This is a genomic window from Olsenella sp. oral taxon 809 str. F0356, assembly GCF_000233535.1.
Classification (GTDB): Bacteria; Actinomycetota; Coriobacteriia; order Coriobacteriales; family Atopobiaceae; genus Olsenella_I; species Olsenella_I phocaeensis.
Map to the genome: position 1 here is coordinate 1,469,888 of NZ_JH376563.1, position 20,919 is coordinate 1,490,806.

The window sequence follows — 20,919 nt, forward strand, 5'->3', positions numbered from 1 at the left end:
GTGCCGTTTCGTATTCTGCTTGCAGCGAATCGGAAAGGAGAACCTCATGGCGATTCTCACCATCGAGCACGCGAGCAAGATATACGGAACCGGAGTTCAGGTGCGTGCCGTGAACGACCTGTCCATGAAGATGGAGGAGGGCGAGTTCGTAGCGATCATGGGGGCGTCGGGATCGGGAAAGTCCACGCTCCTTAACCTCATCTCGGGCATCCTCCCGCTCAGCTCGGGAGAAATTCGCATCGACGGGCGCGACATCTCCCACCTGGGCGAGCCCGAGGCGGCCGAGTTCCGCCGCAACGAGCTCGGCTTCGTCTTCCAGGACTTCAACCTGGTGGACACGCTCACCATCCGCGAGAACATCATGCTCCCACTCATGTTGCGCCACGTCCCGCCTGCACGCATGAACGCCGCAGCCGAGAGCATTGCCGCGAGCCTTGGCATCGGCAAGATCCTCGACAAACGGACGCATGAGGTGTCGGGAGGTCAGGCGCAGCGTGCCGCCATCGCCCGCGCCATCATCCACAGCCCACGCCTCCTTCTTGCCGACGAGCCCACGGGCAACCTCGACTCGGCGGCAGCCGAGGGCGTCATGCGCATCTTTGCCGACCTCAATGCGCGTCGGGGCACCTCCACCATCATCGTCACGCATGACGCCAAGACCGCAAGCTTCTGCACGCGCGCCATCTTCATCAAGGACGGTTGCATCCTGGAGGAGCTGTACCGCGAGGGAGACGGGCTGGCGTTCTACGACGAGATCCTGAACGTGCTCAAGTTCATGGGGGCGAAGTAGGATGAGCTTCTTCAGGTTTGCCCTCAACAACGTCATGCGCGACAAGGAGAGCTACGTCGCGTTCTGGCTGAGCAGCGTGTTCTCGATCGTGGTCTTCTTCGTCTTCTCCGCCAACATGAACCATCCGCAGCTTGCGCAGAGCGAGAGCGTGCAGGACATCATGCGCCTCGCCATCGCCTTCATCGCCGTGTACTCCCTGGGGTTCCTGGGGCTTTCGCTCAGCGCCTTCCTGAAGCGCAAGCGGCGCCTGTACGGGGCCCTCCTCACCATGGGCATGACGAGGCGCCAGGTCGCCCTCTCGATCGTGCTCGAAAGCCTCCTGATTGGCGTGAGCGCCATCGCCGCAGGACTCGTCATCGGGCTTGTCTTCGGGCATCTCATGGTCATGCTCATGGCCCGCATCATCCATGTTGCCGACATCGCATACCAGTTCCCGTCCGCGTCCATCGTGCAGACCGTCGTCACGTTCTCCGTCATATTCCTGGTGGCGAGCGCAGCGCAGGCGCGCGGGATATGCAGACGTCCCATCGTCGACCTGCTTGCCGCCAAGGTCGACGAGAGCCGCGAGATGCGCTTCTCGAAGCCCCTGGCCGTCCTGGGCATCGTCCTGCTCGCCTGCGGCTGCGGCACCTGCCTGTTCGGCGTCATCCCGTCCGTGCGAACGTTCGTGGAGTCCCACGACGCGCTCGTCGACGTCATACCCTGGCTCATCATCGCGTCCACGCTCGCCGGACTCTTCCTCGCGTACCGCCAGTTCTCGTTCCTCGTGATCTCGCGCGTCGCGCGGTCGCGCTATTACCTGAGGGAGGGAAACGCCATCTGGGTCTCCGGGCTCAGGGACCGCCTCAAGGGGTCGGTCACGACGATGTTCGTGTCGACCCTCATGCTCACGATGTCGTTCAGCGCCATCGTCGTGTCCCTCGCCCTCGTCACGACGGTTCGCGCCGACATCACCAGGGACATCCCCTTCGGAATCGGGTACTTCTCGTATGGCGACAACGCGCGGGAGTCGTCAGACGTCAGCGAGATCGAGGCCGAGCTCGCCAGCCATGGCGTGGCGTACGCGAAGGACTCCTACGGCATGCTGCAGACCGAGAAGACCATCTTCGGGAACAAGTTCGTCGCCCAGAGCTCATACGAGAGGCAGTCGGGTAGGACGCTCTCGATCGAAGACGGACAGGCGGTTGACGTCTCCGGTGCGGCCGAGCCAGAAAGCTCGGTGGAGGTGCCAGGCGGCCGGGCGCTGGAGGTCGTCGGCACGTCCACACCCATACTGGACACCGCCAAGCGCAGCGGCAGTTACGTGGTGAGCGATGCGGACTGGCAGATGCTGCAGGACACGGGCAGCCTTGTGGACGTGAGGGCCTTCACGTTTGACGTGGATGACGATGCCCAAGCCCAGGAGGTGCGTACCGCCTGCGAGCGCATACGCAGCACGATAGGCGTGGGCCTCGGGGACGGGAACGACTTCCTCTTCATTCCTCGCATAGAGACCATCTTCCTGCAGGAGTACTCGTACGAGATGTACACCTACATCTCGCTCATGCTGGCCGTCATCTTCATAGTGGCTTCCATCAGCCTCGTCTACTTCCGGCTGCTCTCCGACGTGCGCGAGAGCCTGCCCGTCATGCGCAACCTGAACCGCATGGGGCTGTCCCTGGCACAGGTGCTGCGCATCCAGAAGCGCCAGCTGCAGCTGCTCTTCTCCCTGCCCATTGGGTTCGCAGTCGTGCTGACGGGCTTTGCGATGGCGTTCCTCATCAGCATGGACGTAGCGAGCGCACATGTCTACGTGCGCATGGCTGTGACCATGGTTCCCCTGCTCGCGCTGGAGGCCCTGCTCTTTGCAGCGCTGGACACCCGCTTCAGCGGACAGGTGAAGGCCTTCGTCCGTCCGCGGGACTAGTTGACTCAACCCTCGAAAAGGTCAACTCGCGCTCGCTTGAGCGGTAGGCACCAGCGCCAGAGAATGGACTCGCACGGAAGAGGGGAGCCATCCTGAAGAGGGGAGCCATCATGCAGAACACAAGCGCGACCAACATCGGGGCTACCATCGCGCGGGCACGCCATGCCGAGGGGCTCACGCAGGAGCAGCTCGCGGACCTCCTTGGCGTGACGAAGGCTGCCGTAAGCAAGTGGGAGCTTGGGCTCAGCCTGCCCGACGTGGCGCTGCTGCCGAGCATAGCGGCACAGTTTGGGATATCGCTTGACGAGCTGTTCGATTGGGACTCCCAGCTGGACGAAGGCCAGGTCAGGGAGACGGCGGCGAGAATTGCCCTGCGCGCCAACGACGACCCCGAGGGTGCCTACGCAGAGATCAGGTCGGTGACGGCAGAGCACCCCTTCTGCCTGCCTTGGCTACTCCAGGCAGCAATGTTCTACCTTGGTCGGAGCGCGGCGGATCCCACGCGAGCCGACGAGCTGAGGGATAACGCCTTCGACTGCCTCGACCGTGTCGAGGCTCGCTCCGAGGACGCGAGGCAACTCGCCCTGGCGCGCTTCATCAGGACGGGGTTCCTTCGCAGGCAAGATGACAGGTTGGGGGAGGCGATTGCCCTGCTCGAAGGCATCGTCGGAGCAACGCCCATAGGAACCTCCTCGGTACTTGCCTCCCTGTACGAGCAGGGCGGGCGAGCGGAGGACGCCGCGTCTCTTCGCGAGCGCGACCTGTTCTCGAGCCTTGGCGGGGTCATGGGCAGCATCTGCGCCCAGCTGCTGGCCCATCCGTCCAAGACGCAGGTGGATGCGCTTCGCAAGGCTGGGAACGCCCTCGTGTTGGGCCTTGAGCTGGAGGAGCACCTGCCCGAGACTGCCCTTACCTTCTGGGCCGGGGCAGCGGTGGCTTCGGCCCAGCTGGAGGAGGCCACAGAGGCGGCATCCTACCTTGCCAGTTTTGCGGGCCTGGCGGAGAAGGTCATCTCTGCGGCAGAACGAGGCGAGAGATTCCCTGCCGGTCCCCTCTTCGAGCACGTCTTCGCCCCCGGCAACGCGGCAGACATGGTGCGACCCCCGGCATCAATGGTGAGGAAGGGCCTTCTTTCCATGGTCGAGGGCCGCGGCGAATGGAGCTTGGTCGCACAGGATTCCAAGGTCGCGAGAGCCCTTGCCCGCATAAGGCAACTCTAGCAAGCGCGACGGGCGCCGCACGCACAGAGCACTCGTACGCGCGGCCTGCTCCACCCAGGGCGCCCTGTTATCCTTGCGGGCAGCCGCCCGGGGGCATTGCCATCGGCGAAGCCCAATGCGTGCCGGAACACGCCATCGTATGGGTGATTCTGCCTATTGCCCCCACGCGCCGAAGCTTGGGTGTGTGGCTCGGGCATTCCGTTCAATATGATTGTCATTGTCGTACCACCTGCGGGCGGCTGGTTTCATCGGCGCAAAATGACCAACCCTGGCGCAGGAGTTCTTGCCAAAATGGCGTGGGGAGCCGGGGCACGTTCCCTAGCATGTGTCCCGTGAGTCCAAAGGCGAGCGTTGCGTCCGGAGAAGGGGAGTAAGCGATGGCAAAGTCAGACATCGAGATCGCACAGGAGGCTGAGATTCGGCCCATTGGCGAGATTGCCGAGAAGCTGGGCCTCACCGACGACGAGCTCATCCCCTACGGCCACCACATGGCCAAGGTGGACGTCACCAAGATGGCCGACAAGCCCAAGAAGGCCAAGCTCGTCCTCGTGACCGCCATCAATCCCACGCCCGCCGGCGAGGGCAAGACCACCATCTCCGTCGGACTGGCCGACGCCATGAACGCCCTCGGTCACAAGACGATGCTCGCTCTGCGCGAGCCCTCCTTGGGTCCCGTCTTCGGCGTAAAGGGCGGCGCGGCTGGTGGTGGCTATGCCCAGCTCATCCCCATGGAGAACATCAACCTGCACTTCACCGGCGACTTCCATGCCATAGAGAACGCCAACAACCTGCTGGCCGCCATGCTCGACAACCACATCAAGCAGGGCAACGAGCTGGGCATCGACCCGCGCCGCATCGTGTGGAAGCGCGCGATGGACATGAACGACCGCCAGCTGCGCAAGATCGTGGACGGCCTGGGCGGCGTGGCCAACGGCATGCCGCGCGAGGACGGCTTCGACATCACCGTGGCCTCCGAGGTCATGGCCATCTTCTGCCTGGCCACCGACCTCATGGACCTCAAGGCGCGCCTGGGGCGCGTCGTGGTGGCCTACACCTTTGACCGCAAGCCCGTCACCGCACACGACCTCAAGGCGGAAGGCGCCATGACGGCGCTGCTCAAGGATGCCATCTCGCCCAACCTGGTGCAGACCCTCGAGCACAATCCCGCGTTCGTGCACGGTGGCCCGTTCGCCAACATCGCCCACGGCTGCAACTCCGTCTCTGCCACCACCACGGCCATGAGGCTCGGCGACTACGTGGTGACCGAGGCTGGTTTCGGGGCCGACCTGGGCGCCGAGAAGTTCTGTGACATCAAGTGCCGCCTCGCGGGCCTCACGCCCGACGCCTGCGTGGTGGTCGCCACGGTCCGCGCGCTCAAGCACCACGGCGGCGTGGCCAAGGCCGACCTCAACGACGAGGACCTCGAGGCCCTCGAGGCGGGCCTGCCCAACCTCCTGCAGCACGTCGACAACATGAAGAACGTCTACGGCCTGCCCGTCGTGGTGGCCATCAACGCGTTCCCCACCGACACCAAGGCCGAGCTCGACCTCGTCGAGGCCAAGTGCAGGGAGCTGGGCGTGAACGTGGCCCTTTCCGAGGTGTGGGCCAAGGGCGGCGAGGGCGGGCGTGCCCTGGCCGAGGAGGTCGTGCGCCTCTGCGACGAGCCCTCGGACTTCCATTTCTCCTACGAGCTCGGCGGCATCAAGGAGTCCATCGAGGCCATCGCCAAGCGCGTGTACCGCGCCGACGGGGTCGACTTCACCACCTCTGCCGAGAAGCAGATAAAGCAGCTCGAGGACCAGGGCTTCACCAACATGCCGGTGTGCATGGCCAAGACCCAGTACTCCTTCTCCGACGACGCGGCAAAGCTCGGTGCGCCCAAGGACTTCCGTATCACGGTGCGCAACGTGAAGGTCTCCGCGGGCGCCGGCTTCGTCGTCGCGCTCACTGGCGACATCATGACCATGCCCGGCCTGCCCAAGCGGCCCGCGGCGGAGGGAATCGACGTCACCGAGGACGGCCGCATCGTGGGCCTCTTCTAGAGCGTCGCCTTCGCCGTCCGCGCGGAGCGCGCGCTGTGGGAACATCGACGGGGTCAAGCAAAAGCATCCTGGGTGCCGGGAGCCCCTGCCCCGGTGCCCAGGCGTCGTTTGGAGCAAACATGGAAGACCGCCTAGCGCAGAGGAGCTGCGAGGACTTCTCGCACGACCTCGCGTCCAGGGTGTCGAGTCCCGCAGGCGGCGCGGCCGTCGCCTACGTCGCCTCCCTGGGTGCCGCCCTGGGCTCCATGGCAGCAGAGTTCACCCTGGGCAAGTCTCGCTACGCCGATGTGGAGGGGGAGGTCAGGGAGGCCCTGGACGAGCTCGGGCGGATCCGTCTGAGGCTCGTCGAGCTCGTGGACGAGGACGCCCGCTCGCTCGAGCCTCTGACCCGAGCCTACGCCCTACCCGCGGGCGACCCCCGAAGGCCCGCCGCCCTCGAGGCGGCAGGCCGAGGCGCCTGCGAGGTCCCCCTCGAGCTCATGGGACTCGTCGCCCGGGCGATCCCGCAGCTGGAGCTCCTGGGTGAGAAGGGCTCGCGGCTGCTCGTCTCGGACGTGGGCTGCGCCGCGGCGCTCTGCGGGGCGTCGCTCTCGGCGGCGAGCCTGAACGTCTACGTGAACACGCGCTCGCTCGTGCGGCGCGACGTGGCGGATGGGCTCGACGCCCGCTGCGATGCGCTCCTGGCGCAGTGGGAGCCAAGGGCCGAGGCGCTGCTGCGCGCGGTCACGCGCGCCTTGAGGGAGAGGGGCTAGCATGTCCAGGGAACTGAGGGGTGCCCCCGTCGCCGCAGCCATCGCCGAGGGGCTGCGCCGGCGCGTGGATGCCCTCGCCGAAGCCGGGAGGCCACCCGTGCTGGCGGTCCTTCGCGTGGGGGAGAGGCCCGACGACCTCAGCTACGAGCGCGGCCTCCAGAAGAGGGCGGACGCGCTCGGCATCGGCCTGAGGAGGGTCCTGCCGCCCGAGGGCTGCGGCCAGGGGGAGCTGGAGGCGGCCATTCGCTCCGTCAACGAGGACGACGAGGTCTCCGGCTGCCTCATGTTCCGTCCGCTTCCCGCGGGGCTCGACGGGGAGGCTGCCTGCACCCTGCTCGCTCCTGGGAAAGACGTGGACGGCGTCACGCCTCTCTCGCTTGCCAAGGTCTTCTCGGGCAGGGGACGTGGCTTCGCGCCCTGCACGGCGGAGGCGGCCCTGCGTCTCCTCGACCACTACGGCATCGGGCTCTCGGGCAGGCGCGTGACCGTCGTGGGGCGCTCGCTGGTCGTGGGACGTCCGCTGGCGCTGCTGCTGCAGGCGCGTGACGCTACCGTGACGCTCTGCCACAGCAGGACCCGTGACCTCGCCGCCGCATGCCGCGGGGCCGAGGTCCTCGTCGTCGCCACGGGCAGGCCCCGCATGGTCGGCGCGGACTTCGTCACTCCCGGCCAGGTGGTGGTGGACGTGGGCATAAACTGGGACGGCGAGGCGGGCAGGCTTGTGGGCGACGTCGACTTCGACGCGGTGGCGCCCCTCGTCTCTGCCATCACGCCGGTCCCGGGCGGGATCGGCTCCATAACGACGGCCGTGCTCATGGAGCACGTGGTGAGTGCGGCCGAGCTGCGGCACTGATTCAGACGTTGACGGTGCATGGCGCCGCGCCCGCGCGCGGCCGGAGGGAAGGCAGGTGCATGGAACGGGACGAGGCCCAGGTGGCGCATGGGATAGACAGGCCGCGCGTGGAGGCGGCGATGAGGGAGTTCCTTCTCGCCATAGGGGAGGACCCCGACCGCGAGGGGCTCAGGGGCACCCCCGACCGCGTGGCGCGCGCCTGCGAGGAGCTCCTGGGGGGATACGCCGAGGACCCGTCCTCCCACCTGCTCAGACAGTTCCAGGAGGGCCACAACCAGGAGCTCGTCATAGTGAGGGACATCCCCTTCGCCTCCCTGTGCGAGCACCACGTCCTCCCCTTCGTGGGCAAGGCGCATGTCGCCTACATCCCCCGCGACGGTCGCATCACGGGACTCTCGAAGATAGGCCGCTGCGTGAGCGGCTATGCCCGCAGGCTCCAGGTCCAGGAGCGCCTCACCGCACAGATCGCCGACGCCATGGTCGACGCGCTCGACCCCCTGGGCGTCCTCGTCGTCCTGCAGGCGGAGCACAGCTGCATGACCATGCGCGGCATCAGGAGCGCCGGCTCGCAGACGGTCACCTCCGCGGTGCGCGGCGCGCTCAAGAACGACGCGCGCACGCGCGAGGAGGCACTGAGGCTCCTCGGGCTCTAGGGGGCGAGCCTCCGCCCGTGGTGGGGCATGCGGGCCCTCTCACCCCGGGCCTCCCGGTCTCCGTCCGCCAAACGTCGCCGCATGCGTCCATGTCGCGAACACGAAGGAAGGCAAGACATGTACCGACTCCCGTTTCCCGTTCCCGAGCTGAGCTACGATGACGCGCTCGGCGTCCTCCGCTCGACGCTCAGGCTGGGCATCAGCCCCATGCTCGAGAGCGTGGAGGACATGCTCGCGGAGCTCGGCAACCCCGACCTGAGCTTCCGCAGCCTGCAGGTCGCGGGCACGAACGGCAAGACGTCCACCTCCCGCTACGCGGCGGCGATCCTGCGCGGGGAGGGCCTCAGGGTGGGCCTCTACACCTCGCCCGAGCTCGTGAGCTACACCGAGCGCTTGGAGCTGGATGGCTCTCCCGTCGTCGAGGCGGACTTCGCCCGCGGGGTCGCAGCGGCCGCCGAGGCGGGCCAGCGCGTCAACGCCCACCGCGCCGACCTGGGCCAGAGGCCCTATGACATCACCGAGTTCGACCTGCTCACCGTGGGCGCCTGCGTCGCCTTCGCGCTTCTGGGGGCGGAGGTCGTGGTGCTCGAGTGCGGTATGGGCGGGCGCTGGGACGCCACCACGGCCGTGGGTTCCATCGAATCCGTCGCCGTGACGGGCGTGGGCCTCGACCACACCCGCATCCTGGGCGACACCCTCGAGAAGATCGCGGGCGAGAAGGCCGCCATCATCCGCTCCGGCAGGAGCTGCGTGCTGGGCGTGGGCACCGCCACCCCCACGAGCGTCGAGGACGTCTTCCTCCGGCGCTGCGCCGACGAGGGCGTGGTGCCGACGCTCCTCAGGCCGCGGAGGCTCGAGGACGCGGTGGGGGAGCTCCATCCCGGACTGCCGCGCACCCACGGGGACCTTCCCCATGCCAGCTACGAGGTCCTGCGGCGACCGGGGCGCATAGGCGGATCCCTGGTGTTCGACGTCACGACCCCGCGCTCGCGCTACCGCGAGCTCTCGGCCCTGAAGCCCGTCTACCAGGCCGCCAACGTGGCCTGTGCCGTGGTGCTCTGCGAGGACTTTCTGGGACGCGGGCTCGATTCCGAGGCGCTCTTCGAGTCCGTGGTCTGCTGCCCCACGCCCGGCCGCTTTGACGTGGTGCGCGCCGACCCCGTGGGACTCATCGACGCCTGCCACAACCCGCAGTCCGTGGGGGTGTTCCTCTCGGCCGTGAGGGAGGTGGCTCCCGAGGTGGCGACGAGTCCCACCCTGCTCTGCGCCGTCCTGGCGGACAAGGACGTGGACGGGATCGTCGGTCTGCTTGCCCCGGAGTTCCCCCGCGTGGTCGTCACGCAGACGCGCTCGCCGCGCGCCCTGGCGGCGCACGAGCTTGCCGAGCGCTTCCGCGCCCATGCCGCAGAGCCGGTGGGGGAGTATGCGAGCTGCGGAGAGGCGCTGGCCGCCCTGGTGGGAGAGGCCTTCGTCGCCTGTGGTTCCATCACGCTTGCGGGAGAGGTCGCGGCCGCCCTGCGCTAGCCATCTGCTACAATTGCCCGAGCTACCCAAATGGGTCATGGCGCGAGCATGTCCGTCCGCGTGGCGCCGTCCTATGACAGCAAAGGAGCACAGCCTTAATGTCAGACCTACTTGACCAGCTCATCACCCCTGAGGTGCGCATGGTGCTCTACCTCATGGTCGCCTGCGTCGTCATGCTCTATATCCTCTCCATCGTCTACGTCATCCGCGACGCCCAGCGGCGCGGTGCCGAGCCCTGGTGGCTCTGGGCGATCATCTCGGTGATCCCCATCGTGGGCCTTCTCGCCTACGTGATCCTGCGCCCCAGCAGCTACCTGGTCGACCGCGAGGAGCAGGACCTGGACATCGCCCTGCGCGAGCACCAGCTCTCGCACTACGGCATCTGCCCCAAGTGCGGAGCTCCCATCGACCGCGACTTCGTGGTCTGCCCCATCTGCAACACGCAGGTGCGCAACGTCTGCCCCACCTGCCACCGCCCGCTCAATGCGGACTGGAAGGTCTGTCCCTACTGCCGTACCCGCATCCAGTAGCCCTAAGGCCAACGTAGTTCCGACGCCAGGCGCCTCCGTCACCGCGACGGGGGCGCCTGACTTGTGCGCGACGGACCGACGGCGTCGTGCGGCCCGCTTCGTTACGCATGCGTTTCGATGGGCGGGAAGGTACGTGACGTCGTTCTCGCGCGCCCCACCCCGGGGAATAAGGTCCCGAGAAAAGCCGCCGTTCCGATGCGGCGCAGAAAGGAAGCGCATGTACCTAGAGAACATCCATTCGCCCCAGGACGTGAAGGCCCTCGCGAGCGACCAGCTGCCGGTCCTCGCACAGGAGATCAGGGACGCGCTACTGAGGCGCGCCGCGGCGCACGGTGGGCACTTCGGCCCCAACTTCGGCTTCGTCGAGGCGACGATCGCCCTGCACTACGTGTTCGACTCGCCTCGCGACCACTTCGTCTTCGACGTCTCGCACCAGACCTACCCGCACAAGATGCTCACAGGGCGCGTCGACGCCTACCTCGACCCCGCGCGCTACGACGAGGTCAGCGGCTACAGCAACCCCGCCGAGTCGGACCACGACCTCTTCGAGGTCGGCCACACCTCGACCTCCATCAGCCTGGCACTGGGCCTGGCCAAGGCCCGCGACCTCGCCGGGAGGCACGAGAACGTCGTCGCGGTCATAGGCGACGGGTCCCTCAGCGGGGGAGAGGCCCTCGAGGGCCTGGACGTCGCCGGCGAGCTGGGCAGCAACTTCGTCATCGTCTTCAACGACAACCAGATGTCCATCGCCGAGAACCACGGCGGCATGTACGCGGGCCTCGCCCGTCTGCGCGAGACGGGGGGCAAGGCGGAGGACAACCTCTTCCGGGCCATGGGCCTCGACTACCGCTACGTGGCGGACGGCAACGACTGCGCGGCCCTCGTCGCCGCCTTCGAGGAGGTCCGCGACATCGACCATCCCGTGGTGGTCCACGTCAACACCCTGAAGGGCAAGGGCTACGCCCCCGCCGAGCAGGACCCCGAGCCCTGGCACTACAACGCCCCCTTCGACCTCGCCACGGGGCGTCCCCTCCGCCAGGGCTCCGGCGAGGGCTACGGCTCCATCACGGCGCGCTACCTGCTCGAGCGCGCCAAGTCGGACCGCGACCTCCTCGTGCTCGCCGCCGCAGTGCCCGGCACCCTGGGCCTCGGGCCCTCCCAGCGCCGCGAGCTCGGCTCGCACTACCTGGACGTGGGCATCGCGGAGGAGACCGCCGTCGCCCTGGCCTCCGGCGCCGCCAAGGCGGGCGCCCACGTCGTCTTCGGGACGCAGGCCACCTTCCTGCAGCGCGTCTATGACCAGCTCTCGCAGGACCTCTCCATCAACCACAACCCCGCGACCATCGTGGGGGCGAACGCCTCCGTGTGGGGCATGAGCGACGTCACGCACGCCGCGTTCTACTCCATCCCCATGGTCGCCAACATCCCCGGCATCACCTACCTTGCGCCGACCAACGTGGAGGAGTACCTCTCGATGCTCGACTGGTCGCTCGACCAGAAGGAGGGGCCGGTCTACATCGCGGTCCCTGCCGGTTCCGTACGGCATGCCCCCGAGGGCACGACGCAGCGCGGCGACTACTCCCAGACCCGCTGGGAGCACGCGCGCGAGGGCAAGGGGGTCGCGATCCTCGCGTTGGGGGACTTCTTCGGCCTGGGAGAGCGGGCGGCGGACCTCCTCGCCGAGCAGGGCGTCGACGCGACGCTGGTGAACCCGCTCTTCGCCTCGGACCTCGACGAGGGGACGCTGGACGAGCTCGCCCGCACGCACGAGCTCGTCGTGACCCTCGAGGACGGCTCGGTCGACGGGGGCTTCGGCCAGCGCGTGGCAGGCCATCTCGCGGCCGACGCCTCCACGAGGGTGCTGGTCCGCGGCTTCGCCAAGGCGTTCTACGACCGCTACGACGCGGACGAGCTCCTGCGCGAGGTGCGGCTCGCCCCCGAGCAGGTCTGCGAGGACGTTCTGGCCCAGCTGGGGGCATAGCCACCGCGCGGGGCGGGCGAGAGGGGCGTGCGTGCGCGGTCGCGGATGGCTCCTCTCGCCCGCGTCGTCCATGTGGCCTCCTTGGGGCGATGGGTTCCAAGTGCGCTGTCTGGGCTGACCGGAGGCCCAGGATGTGGTAAACCTTTGCCCTGTAGCCAAACGGAGGTTTCCCAGCATGCTCTCTTGCAACAGGCCAGCGTCTGCCAGCTCCACCCGAACTCCGACTATCTAGGCGTCTGTCCCTTCACGGCAGCGAGCTGCCTGCGGCAGGCGCCTCAATCGCTCGACCCCAGAGGGCGGTCGGGCGTTTTTCTTGTCCCGACGAGCATGGCAAGCGAACAGCTGCGAGGAACGACCAGCTGCAAGGAAAGGTTTTCTCACCATGAAGGCACTCTTCAACGACGGCCGCGTGGACGAGGTCCCCGAGGACGAGGAGCTCCACGTCATCCGCCACTCTGCCGCGCACATCATGGCGCAGGCCATCAAGCGCCTGTACCCCGAGGCCGACTTCGCCTACGGCCCCGCCACCGAGAACGGCTTCTACTACGACATCGACCTGCCCGAGGGCCAGAAGATCACCGACGAGGACCTTCCCGCCATCGAGGCCGAGATGCGCAAGGTCGCCAAGGAGAACCTCAGGTTCGAGACCTACGAGCTCCCCCGCGCCGAGGCCATCGAGCACATGAGGGAGCGAGGCGAGAAGTACAAGGTCGAGCACATCGGCGACCTCCCCGAGGACGCGCGCATCACCTTCTACAGGCAGGGCGAGTACGTCGACATGTGCGTGGGGCCCCACCTCATGTACACCAAGGCCCTCAAGGCCTTCAAGCTCACCGGCGTGTCGGGCGCCTACTGGAAGGGCGACAGCTCCAACAAGATGCTCACCCGCGTGAGCGGCACCGCCTTCCGCAGCAAGGACGAGCTCGCGGCCTGGGAGTACATGCTCGAGGAGGCCGAGAAGCGCGACCACCGCAAGATAGGCCGCGAGATGGACCTCTTCATGATGAGCGACGCCGGTCCAGGCTTCCCCTTCTGGCTCCCCAACGGCATGCGCGTCAAGAACGCGCTCATGCAGTACTGGCAGGAGATGCAGGACGCCTACGGATACGAGCAGGTGCAGACGCCCATCATCCTCTCGCGCAAGCTCTGGGAGACCTCGGGCCACTGGGACCACTACAAGGAGAACATGTACACCACCCTCATCGACGATGAGGACTACGCGGTGAAGCCCATGAACTGCCCCGGCGCCTGCCTGATCTACAAGAGCCGCCCGCGCTCCTACCGTGACCTGCCCCTGAAGCTCGCCGAGGCCGGACTCGACCACCGCCACGAGCTCAAGGGCGCCCTGCACGGCCTCTTCCGCGTGCGCGAGTTCACCCAGGACGATGCCCACCTCTTCATCCGCCCGGACCAGATCACCGAGCAGGTGACCGACACTGCACACCTGATCACCACCTACTACGCGCAGTTCGGCTTCCCCTACCGCGTCGAGCTCTCCACCCGCCCGGAGGACTCCATGGGCTCCGACGAGGACTGGGAGCAGGCGGAGGCGGGCCTCAAGGAGGCGCTCGACTCCATGGGCGTCGAGTACACGCTCAACGAGGGCGACGGCGCCTTCTATGGCCCCAAGATCGACTTCCACCTGCAGGACTGCCTGGGCCGCACCTGGCAGTGCGGGACCATCCAGCTCGACTTCCAGCTTCCCCAGAACTTCGAGCTCGAGTACACTGCCCCCGACGGCAGCAAGCAGCGCCCCATCATGATCCACCGCGCCGGCTTCGGATCCTTCGAGCGCTTCACCGGCATGCTCATCGAGCAGTACGCCGGAAAGTTCCCCACCTGGTTGAGCCCCTGCCAGGTCAAGGTCCTTCCCGTGTCCGAGAAGGCTCGCGACTACGCCAAGGAGGTCGGCGAGAGGCTGCGCGCCGCCGGCATCCGCGTCAAGGTGGATGAGCGCGACGAGAAGATCGGCTACAAGATTCGCGAGGCGCGCTCCATCGACCGCGTGCCCTACATGCTCATCCTGGGCGAGAAGGAGGCGGAGGCGGGGAACATCAGCGTCCGCGACCGCACCAACGAGACCCACGAGGCGACGCTCGACGAGTTCGTTGCCAGCGTGACGGCAGAGATCGCCGAACGTCGCGGCTAGGCGTGGGGGGCCGTCCTCAGAGCGAGGTCGAGAGGGGCTTCTCCCAGAGGGTCGGGGCACGGCGCACGCGCGTCGTGCGCGCCGGCTCCCGGGAGGGGCTCCTCTCGCGTCTGTGCCTGCCCGGGGACGCCCTCGTGGTGCCGACCCTCGGAGGCATGCCCGTGGGGGTGCCGGACCTGCGCGTCCTCGCTCCCGAGGCGCGGGGGCAGGGCAGGGCGGTCGTGGCCGACAACACGCTCGCGAGCTCCTTTGGCGCGGCGCCGCTCAGGCGTGGTGCGCACCTGGCGGTGGAGCTCCTCGACCCCGTCCTGGGAGAGGGCGCGGGTCTGGCCGCGGTGAGCCTCTCGCGCGACTCGCGGCGCGTCGCGGGACTGGACGAGGCTGTGGACGCGCTCGACGGCGCGAGCGCGGGGGAGCTCGAGGCGCTCGTGGCGGCGCTTCCTGCTTTCGACCTGCGCCGACGTGCCGCGAACGACGAGGCGATGGTCGTCGCCTGCTACCTGCGCTGCCATCCCGCCGTCTCGGGGCTGCGCTATCCCGGGCTTCCCGATGACCCAGACCACGAGGCTGCGGCGGCATTGCTCTTCGACGGATTCGGGCCCCTCGTGGACTTCCGGCTGGCGGGGGAGGCCTCCTGGTGTCGCGTCGCCTGCGGCGGGGGAGACGCACGGGGGCTCGTGGCACGGCTGGAGGCACGGCTGTGCCGTCAAGGCTGCTGACCCCGGGCGTTCCCGCCGCCCTCTTGCTCGCCTCGCTGCCGAGATGGGGCTGTGGGCCTGGCAGTGGGCGGCGGCGGGGTATGGGGCGCTTCTGGCATCTTGCCCTTTCGCCCACGACGCCTCCCCATGCGTTCTTCCTCCCGTACGTTCTTCTTGCCCCCGACGTTCTCTATGCACATCTCTGAAATCGCTTCGGTCCCAACTGGGATTTTGTGAGCGAGAAGTAAGAGACTTGCATAGAGAACGCCTGCAGGGGCGCGACGGCTTGCATAGAGAACGCACGGTGGGCCGCGACGGCATAGAGAACGCCTGCAGGGGCGCAGCTGCTCGCATAGAGAACGCGCCAGGCGAGAGGGACGCGCGCTCCGTCGCCGCATGGCGTCAGTGGCCTCATTGCCTTGCGGCCCAATTGCGCCACTGGGCGCCAATTAGGGCCCACTTGTACATCATTTGATAGACAACCGCAGGTAAAGGTGCAAATCTGAAGCGCTTAGGCCTGTCTTTGCGCATATCCCCGCAAGGCTTTTTCGCTATGATTAGGACCGTACGTAGAGCCCTACGTAGACGGCATCACCGACTGCGGTGCCCTACCTCACGCGAAAGGGGAAGCATGGCAAAGGCCGAGAAAGTCATCGACAGCGTCGATGCCCTGGCAGAGCGTATCGCGCAGATGCGCGTGGCCCAGGCCGAGTTCGCAACGTTCACCCAGGAGCAGGTCGACAGGATCTTCTACGAGGCCGCCATGGCGGCCGACAAGGCCCGCATCCCGCTGGCCAAGCTCGCGGTGGAAGAGACCCACATGGGCCTCGTCGAGGACAAGGTCATCAAGAACCACTACGCGGCGGAGTACATCTACAACAAGTACCGCAACACCAAGACCTGCGGCGTAATCTTCGAGGACAAGGCCTACGGCTTCAAGAAGATCGCGGAGCCCATCGGCATCATCGCCGCCGTCATCCCCACCACCAACCCCACCTCGACGGCCATCTTCAAGACGCTGGTCTGCCTCAAGACCCGCAACGCCATCATCATCAGCCCGCACCCCCGCGCCAAGCAGTGCACCATCGAGGCCGCGCGCGTGGTACGCGACGCCGCCGAGGCGGCAGGCCTGCCCAAGGGCATCATCTCGTGGATCGACGAGCCCTCGCTCGCCCTCACCAACGAGCTGATGCACTCCTGCGACACCATCCTGGCAACGGGCGGCCCCGGCATGGTCAACGCCGCCTACAGCTCGGGCAAGCCCGCCCTGGGCGTCGGCCCCGGCAACAACCCCGCGATCATCGACGACTCCGCGGACGTCGAGCTCTCGGTCAACTCGATCATCCACTCCAAGACCTTCGACTACGGCATGATCTGCGCCACCGAGCAGAACGTGATTGTCCTCGACGGCGTCTACGACGCGGTCAAGGCCGAGTTCGAGAAGCGCGGCTGCTACTTCCTGAAGGGCGAGGAGGCGGACAAGGTCGTCAACCTCGTCATCAAGGACGGCGGCGCGGTCAACGCCGCCATGGTGGGCCAGTCCGCCTACCACATCGCCTGCGAGGCGGGCGTGGACGTCCCCAGGTCCACCAAGGTCCTGATTGGCGAGACCGAGTCCGTCGAGCCCTCCAACCGCTGGGCGCACGAGAAGCTCACCACCATCCTGGGCATGTACCGCGCCAAGGACTTCGACGACGCCATCGCGAAGGCATCGCGCCTGGTCGCCGACGGCGGCTACGGCCACACGAGCTCCCTCTTCTGTGACGTGCGCGAGACCGAGAAGCTCGAGAAGCACCAGAATGCCATGAAGACCTGCCGCATCCTGGTCAACACCCCCGCTGCCCAGGGCGGCATCGGTGACATCTACAACTTCATGATGACCCCGTCGCTCACCCTCGGCTGCGGAACCTGGGGAGGCAACTCCGTCTGCGGAAACGTCGGCGTCGCCAACCTGCTCAATGTCAAGGACGTGGCAGAGAGGCGTGAGAACATGCTGTGGCTCCGTACCCCCGAGAAGGTCTACTTCAAGAAGGGCTGCATGCCCGTCGCCCTGGACGAGCTGGGCACGGTCATGGGCAAGAAGCGCTGCTTCATCGTCACCGACCAGTTCCTCTACAAGAACGGCTTCACCAAGCCCATCGAGGACAAGCTCGACCAGATGGGCATCGTGCACTCCAGCTTCTGGAACGTCGAGCCCGACCCCTCGCTGCAGTCCGCGCTCGAGGGCCTGCAGCAGATGAAGGCCTTCGAGCCCGACGTGATCATCGCCATGGGCGGCGGCTCGGCCATGGACTGCGGCAAGATCATGTGGTCGATGTACGAGAACCCGGACGAGAAGTTCGAGGACATGTCCGCCGACTTCATGGACATCCGCAAGCGCGTCTACACCTTCCCCAAGATGGGCAAGAAGGCCTACTTCGTGGCCATCCCCACCTCCTCGGGCACCGGCTCCGAGGTCACGCCCTTCGCCATCATCACCGACAAGACGACCGGCGTTAAGTGGCCCATCACCGACTACGAGCTCATGCCCAACATGGCCATCGTGGACACGGACAACATGATGACCCAGCCGCGTGGCCTCACCTCGTCCTCTGGCGTCGACGTCCTGACCCACTGCCTCGAGGCCTACGTGTCGGTCATGGCGTCCGACTACACCGACCCCCTGGCACTCCAGGGCATGAAGCTGGTCTTCGACTACCTGCCCCGCGCCTACGACAACCCGACCGACGTCGAGGCCCGCGACCACATGGCGAACGCCTCCTGCCTGGGTGGCCTCGCCTTCGCCAACGCGTTCCTCGGCATCAACCACTCCATGGCGCACAAGCTGGGCGCCTTCCACCACATCCCGCACGGCTGGGCCAACGCGGTGATCCTCACGCGCGTCATGCGCTACAACGCGGCCGAGCGCCCCACCCGCATGGGCACCTTCCCGCAGTATGACCATCCCAAGACCCTGCACCGCTACGCCGAGGCCGCCCGCTACTGTGGCGTCACCGGCAAGGACGACCAGGAGGTCTTCGAGAAGTTCGTCGCCAAGATCCAGGAGCTCTTCGACTACGTGGGCGTCCATCGCACCATCGCCGAGTACGGCGTGGACGAGAAGAACTTCCTCGACAACCTCGACGCCATGGTGGAGCAGGCCTTCAACGACCAGTGCACCGGCGCGAACCCCCGCTATCCCCTGATGAGCGAGATCAAGGAGCTCTACCTCGATGCCTACTACGGCCGCGAGCCTAGCTCCTACGAGGACTAGCGCTGCGGGAGGTCGAAGGAAGCAACGATTCGTGACCCACGAGGAGGATCGCAATGAAGCTGTCTGACGGCAAGGTCGAATTGGTGCGTCGTGGCAACAAGGTCGTCTACCACGATGGTGACAGGCTCGTTAAGGTGTTCAACAGCGAGAAGCCCGCGGCCGACGTGTTCAACGAGGCCCTCAACCTCGCGCGCGTCCAGGGCGTGGGCATCCGCGTCCCCGAGGTGCTCGAGGTCTCCCGCGTGGAGGAGGGCGAGCACAAGGGCTCCTGGGCCCTTGCCACCCGCTACGTCCACGGCGTGACGCTGCTCGAGGTCGCCCAGGGCGATCCCGAGGGGAGGGGGCGCTACCTGGAGCAGCTGGTGGACCTCCAGGCGGAGGTCCACTCCTTCGAGGCACCCCTGCTCAACCGCCAGAAGGACAAGCTGGCACGCATGATAGCCAGCTGCAAGGGCATCGACCCCTCCGTGCGTTACGACCTCGAGATGCGCGTCGACGGGATGAAGCCCGGCATGAGGGTGTGCCACGGCGACTTCGTCCCCTCCAACGTGATCGTGAGCGAGGACGGCAACGAGCTCTACGTCTGCGACTGGGCGCACGTCACCGCCGGCCTGCCCGAGCTTGACGCCGCCATGACCTACCTGCTCTTCAGCCTCGAGGACCCCGAGCTTGCCGAGGAGTACCTGGTCATCTACTCGCGGCGTACCGACACGCCCAAGCAGGTCGTGCACTACTGGCTGCCCGTCGTCGCCGCCGCGGAGCTCTCGCGTAACCGCAAGGTCAACGAGGAGAAGCTCGCCGGTATGGTCAACGTGGGCGACTACGAGTAGGCAACGGGGCATGGCCCGCCACGTGAGTTAGGGATGCAGGGGACCCGGAGAGCCTTTCGGGTCCCCTGCGCATGACGCCCCAGCAAGGACAAGGCCCGAAGGAAGGGGAGAGATGCGCGCAAAGACCACTCGAAGGGGACTTGCCAGGCTTGCCTGCCTGGCCTTCGCCCTGGTGCTTGCCGTGGGTGCGGGGCTCTCGCTCGCTGGATGCAAGCAGGCGGAGGAGCAGCTCATACGGGCTGGCCTCACGCAAAGCCTGGACGCGCTCAAGAACCCGAGCAGGGAGTCGCTGGAGCCTTACGTGTCGCAGCTGGGGCAGGACGGCGTGAGCAGGCTCGAAGGCTATGGGATCGACGTGTACGACCTTGCCGCGCACGTACTCAAAGGCTTCGACTACCAGCTGGGGGACGTGAGCGTGGATGGTGACACGGCGACCGCCGCCGTGCACGTCAAGGGGCGCGACCTCGCCCCGGCGCTCGAGGCGACCTGGTCGGGCTTTTCCTCCGGCGAGGGGATGGCCGAGCTCGTCTCGACCTACCAGGACGGCGGGGAGGTCGCCGTGGCGCAGAAGCTCCTCTCCCGCTTCTACGAGAACCTGGACGCAAGTGACGCCCAGGTCGAGGGTGACGTTACGCTCGACCTGGTGAAGGGCGAGGATGGCTGGCAGCCCACGAAGGATGACGCCCAGAGGATGGCGGACGTCCTGTTCGGCAACATCGACCTCTCGTCCCTGGAAGCGCTCGTCTAGGCGTCCGGCACCTGGGCAACGATACGGGTCGCAGACCGAAGCAATCTGCATGTTGCGGCGATTGGCGAAGACGCAGATTCTCGACGTCTTCCATCGCTCTGTGCCTCCTGCCCTCGTTTTATTGAAAAAGCCTGGTAAGAGCTCTGCCAAAGACTTTTTGCAGCGCCGCGGGACCTTCAGGTGACCGCCGTCAAATGCATTTGGCTGCGTATGGCCTAGGATGTCCCTACCTTCAGGAGCAGGGCGACGAGGGCGTCGCCTCGAAAGGGGACGCATGGAACTCGGGAGCCTCATCAAGCAGCACCGCAGTGGCAAGGGCATGTCCCAGGACGACCTGGCGCGCGCCATCTTCGTCTCGCGCCAGACCGTCTCCAACTGGGAGACGGGCAAGACCTATCCCGACGTGCAGAGCCTCCTGCTGATGAGCGACTTGTTCGGCGTCTCCATAGACCAGCTCGTGAAGGGAGACATGGAGATGATCGATGCGGAAATCGAGAAGGCGGCGAAGAGGATGAAGATGCTTGCCCAGGTGATGTGGGTATTCGCGCTCTTCGCCATCGTGGTGCCGACCTTGGGCCTTTTCAGGTGGGGGTGGCAGACGGCACCCTCGCTCGTGATCCTCGTGCTCGGGTGGGGCATCGCGATGGCGGCGGCGATCGCCATCGAGAAGATCAAGAAGAGCTACGAGCTCGTGACCTACCAGGACATAGCGGCGTTCATGAACGGGGAGACGTCGAAGGGGCGCTCTGACGAGGCGGCCCTCGGCCACAGCCACCCGCTCCTGGCGAGCCTCGCGAAGGTGGTGGTCGGCGCCCTCGTGGGAGCGGCGATTGCTCTAGTCGCGATCTTGGTGGCTAAGAGTCTGTAGAGGTACGCGCATGTGCCTCGCCTTTTGTGGTGTCGCGACCCTGCTCGTCCGTGAGCCGAGCAGGGTCGACGCCTTCGGCTCAGACATGATTTCACACGGATAATGCGACCGAGCCCTTTCTT

Annotated in this window: 16 protein-coding genes; all 16 read left to right on the forward strand. The window is 66.7% G+C overall.

Annotated features, from left to right (window positions below; genetic code table 11):
- Positions 1–46: 46 nt before the first annotated feature.
- The 16 genes from HMPREF1008_RS06610 (at position 47) to HMPREF1008_RS06685 (ending at position 20,797) form a co-directional block, all read left to right on the forward strand.
- Positions 47–790, forward strand: a complete 744-nt coding sequence (locus HMPREF1008_RS06610) for an ABC transporter ATP-binding protein (protein WP_009279083.1) — start codon at positions 47–49, stop codon at positions 788–790.
- 1 nt (position 791) lies between these two features.
- A complete protein-coding gene (locus HMPREF1008_RS06615; protein ID WP_009279084.1) occupies positions 792–2,696 on the forward strand; it encodes an ABC transporter permease in 1,905 nt (634 codons plus the stop codon).
- Positions 2,697–2,806: 110 nt separating this feature from the next.
- On the forward strand, positions 2,807–3,916 hold the full coding sequence (locus HMPREF1008_RS06620; protein ID WP_009279085.1) for a helix-turn-helix domain-containing protein: 1,110 nt from the start codon (positions 2,807–2,809) through the stop codon (positions 3,914–3,916).
- 377 nt (positions 3,917–4,293) lie between these two features.
- Positions 4,294–5,958 (forward strand): formate--tetrahydrofolate ligase, encoded by a 1,665-nt coding sequence (locus tag HMPREF1008_RS06625; protein ID WP_009279086.1) that lies wholly within the window; start codon positions 4,294–4,296, stop codon positions 5,956–5,958.
- 119 nt (positions 5,959–6,077) lie between these two features.
- Entirely contained in the window at positions 6,078–6,710 is a 633-nt protein-coding gene (locus HMPREF1008_RS06630; RefSeq protein WP_009279087.1) for a cyclodeaminase/cyclohydrolase family protein, read from the forward strand.
- A gap of 1 nt (position 6,711) precedes the next feature.
- Positions 6,712–7,563 (forward strand): bifunctional 5,10-methylenetetrahydrofolate dehydrogenase/5,10-methenyltetrahydrofolate cyclohydrolase, encoded by an 852-nt coding sequence (locus HMPREF1008_RS06635; protein ID WP_009279088.1) that lies wholly within the window; start codon positions 6,712–6,714, stop codon positions 7,561–7,563.
- Between the two features lie 59 nt (positions 7,564–7,622).
- Complete coding sequence (folE, locus tag HMPREF1008_RS06640) at positions 7,623–8,216, forward strand: GTP cyclohydrolase I FolE (RefSeq protein ID WP_009279089.1); 594 nt, start codon at positions 7,623–7,625, stop codon at positions 8,214–8,216.
- Between the two features lie 117 nt (positions 8,217–8,333).
- Positions 8,334–9,740: a folylpolyglutamate synthase/dihydrofolate synthase family protein gene (locus HMPREF1008_RS06645; protein WP_009279090.1), complete on the forward strand. Its 1,407-nt coding sequence runs from the start codon at positions 8,334–8,336 to the stop codon at positions 9,738–9,740.
- A 98-nt stretch (positions 9,741–9,838) separates the two neighbouring features.
- The gene (locus tag HMPREF1008_RS06650) at positions 9,839–10,270 is read left to right on the forward strand and encodes a zinc ribbon domain-containing protein (protein WP_009279091.1); all 432 of its coding nucleotides are present in this window, start codon (positions 9,839–9,841) and stop codon (positions 10,268–10,270) included.
- A gap of 217 nt (positions 10,271–10,487) precedes the next feature.
- Complete coding sequence (locus HMPREF1008_RS06655; RefSeq protein WP_009279092.1) at positions 10,488–12,251, forward strand: 1-deoxy-D-xylulose-5-phosphate synthase; 1,764 nt, start codon at positions 10,488–10,490, stop codon at positions 12,249–12,251.
- Between the two features lie 382 nt (positions 12,252–12,633).
- Positions 12,634–14,400, forward strand: coding sequence for a threonine--tRNA ligase (gene thrS / locus HMPREF1008_RS06660; protein WP_009279093.1), 1,767 nt, complete (start codon positions 12,634–12,636; stop codon positions 14,398–14,400).
- A 2-nt stretch (positions 14,401–14,402) separates the two neighbouring features.
- Positions 14,403–15,119 carry a PLP-dependent transferase gene (locus HMPREF1008_RS09945; protein ID WP_009279094.1) on the forward strand — a complete coding sequence of 239 codons (717 nt, stop codon included), beginning with the start codon at positions 14,403–14,405 and terminating at the stop codon, positions 15,117–15,119.
- A gap of 610 nt (positions 15,120–15,729) precedes the next feature.
- Positions 15,730–18,351, forward strand: a complete 2,622-nt coding sequence (gene adhE, locus HMPREF1008_RS06670; protein ID WP_009279095.1) for a bifunctional acetaldehyde-CoA/alcohol dehydrogenase — start codon at positions 15,730–15,732, stop codon at positions 18,349–18,351.
- Positions 18,352–18,404: 53 nt separating this feature from the next.
- Positions 18,405–19,181 carry a phosphotransferase family protein gene (locus HMPREF1008_RS06675; RefSeq protein WP_009279096.1) on the forward strand — a complete coding sequence of 259 codons (777 nt, stop codon included), beginning with the start codon at positions 18,405–18,407 and terminating at the stop codon, positions 19,179–19,181.
- A gap of 112 nt (positions 19,182–19,293) precedes the next feature.
- Positions 19,294–19,929 (forward strand): hypothetical protein, encoded by a 636-nt coding sequence (locus tag HMPREF1008_RS09950; RefSeq protein ID WP_009279097.1) that lies wholly within the window; start codon positions 19,294–19,296, stop codon positions 19,927–19,929.
- A gap of 274 nt (positions 19,930–20,203) precedes the next feature.
- A complete protein-coding gene (locus HMPREF1008_RS06685; protein ID WP_009279098.1) occupies positions 20,204–20,797 on the forward strand; it encodes a helix-turn-helix transcriptional regulator in 594 nt (197 codons plus the stop codon).
- Positions 20,798–20,919 lie beyond the last annotated feature (122 nt).

Excerpts from the sequence above, each read along its gene's own strand:
- thrS (WP_009279093.1), top strand. The coding sequence starts at position 12,634 with ATGAAGGCACTCTTCAACGACGGCCGCGTGGACGAGGTCCCCGAGGAC.
- HMPREF1008_RS06630 (WP_009279087.1), top strand. The coding sequence starts at position 6,078 with ATGGAAGACCGCCTAGCGCAGAGGAGCTGCGAGGACTTCTCGCACGAC.
- HMPREF1008_RS06635 (WP_009279088.1), top strand. The coding sequence starts at position 6,712 with ATGTCCAGGGAACTGAGGGGTGCCCCCGTCGCCGCAGCCATCGCCGAG.
- HMPREF1008_RS06650 (WP_009279091.1), top strand. The coding sequence starts at position 9,839 with ATGTCAGACCTACTTGACCAGCTCATCACCCCTGAGGTGCGCATGGTG.
- HMPREF1008_RS06610 (WP_009279083.1), top strand. The coding sequence starts at position 47 with ATGGCGATTCTCACCATCGAGCACGCGAGCAAGATATACGGAACCGGA.
- HMPREF1008_RS06620 (WP_009279085.1), top strand. The coding sequence starts at position 2,807 with ATGCAGAACACAAGCGCGACCAACATCGGGGCTACCATCGCGCGGGCA.
- HMPREF1008_RS06675 (WP_009279096.1), top strand. The coding sequence starts at position 18,405 with ATGAAGCTGTCTGACGGCAAGGTCGAATTGGTGCGTCGTGGCAACAAG.
- HMPREF1008_RS09950 (WP_009279097.1), top strand. The coding sequence starts at position 19,294 with ATGCGCGCAAAGACCACTCGAAGGGGACTTGCCAGGCTTGCCTGCCTG.
- HMPREF1008_RS06625 (WP_009279086.1), top strand. The coding sequence starts at position 4,294 with ATGGCAAAGTCAGACATCGAGATCGCACAGGAGGCTGAGATTCGGCCC.
- folE (WP_009279089.1), top strand. The coding sequence starts at position 7,623 with ATGGAACGGGACGAGGCCCAGGTGGCGCATGGGATAGACAGGCCGCGC.
- HMPREF1008_RS06685 (WP_009279098.1), top strand. The coding sequence starts at position 20,204 with ATGGAACTCGGGAGCCTCATCAAGCAGCACCGCAGTGGCAAGGGCATG.
- HMPREF1008_RS06615 (WP_009279084.1), top strand. The coding sequence starts at position 792 with ATGAGCTTCTTCAGGTTTGCCCTCAACAACGTCATGCGCGACAAGGAG.
- HMPREF1008_RS06645 (WP_009279090.1), top strand. The coding sequence starts at position 8,334 with ATGTACCGACTCCCGTTTCCCGTTCCCGAGCTGAGCTACGATGACGCG.
- adhE (WP_009279095.1), top strand. The coding sequence starts at position 15,730 with ATGGCAAAGGCCGAGAAAGTCATCGACAGCGTCGATGCCCTGGCAGAG.
- HMPREF1008_RS06655 (WP_009279092.1), top strand. The coding sequence starts at position 10,488 with ATGTACCTAGAGAACATCCATTCGCCCCAGGACGTGAAGGCCCTCGCG.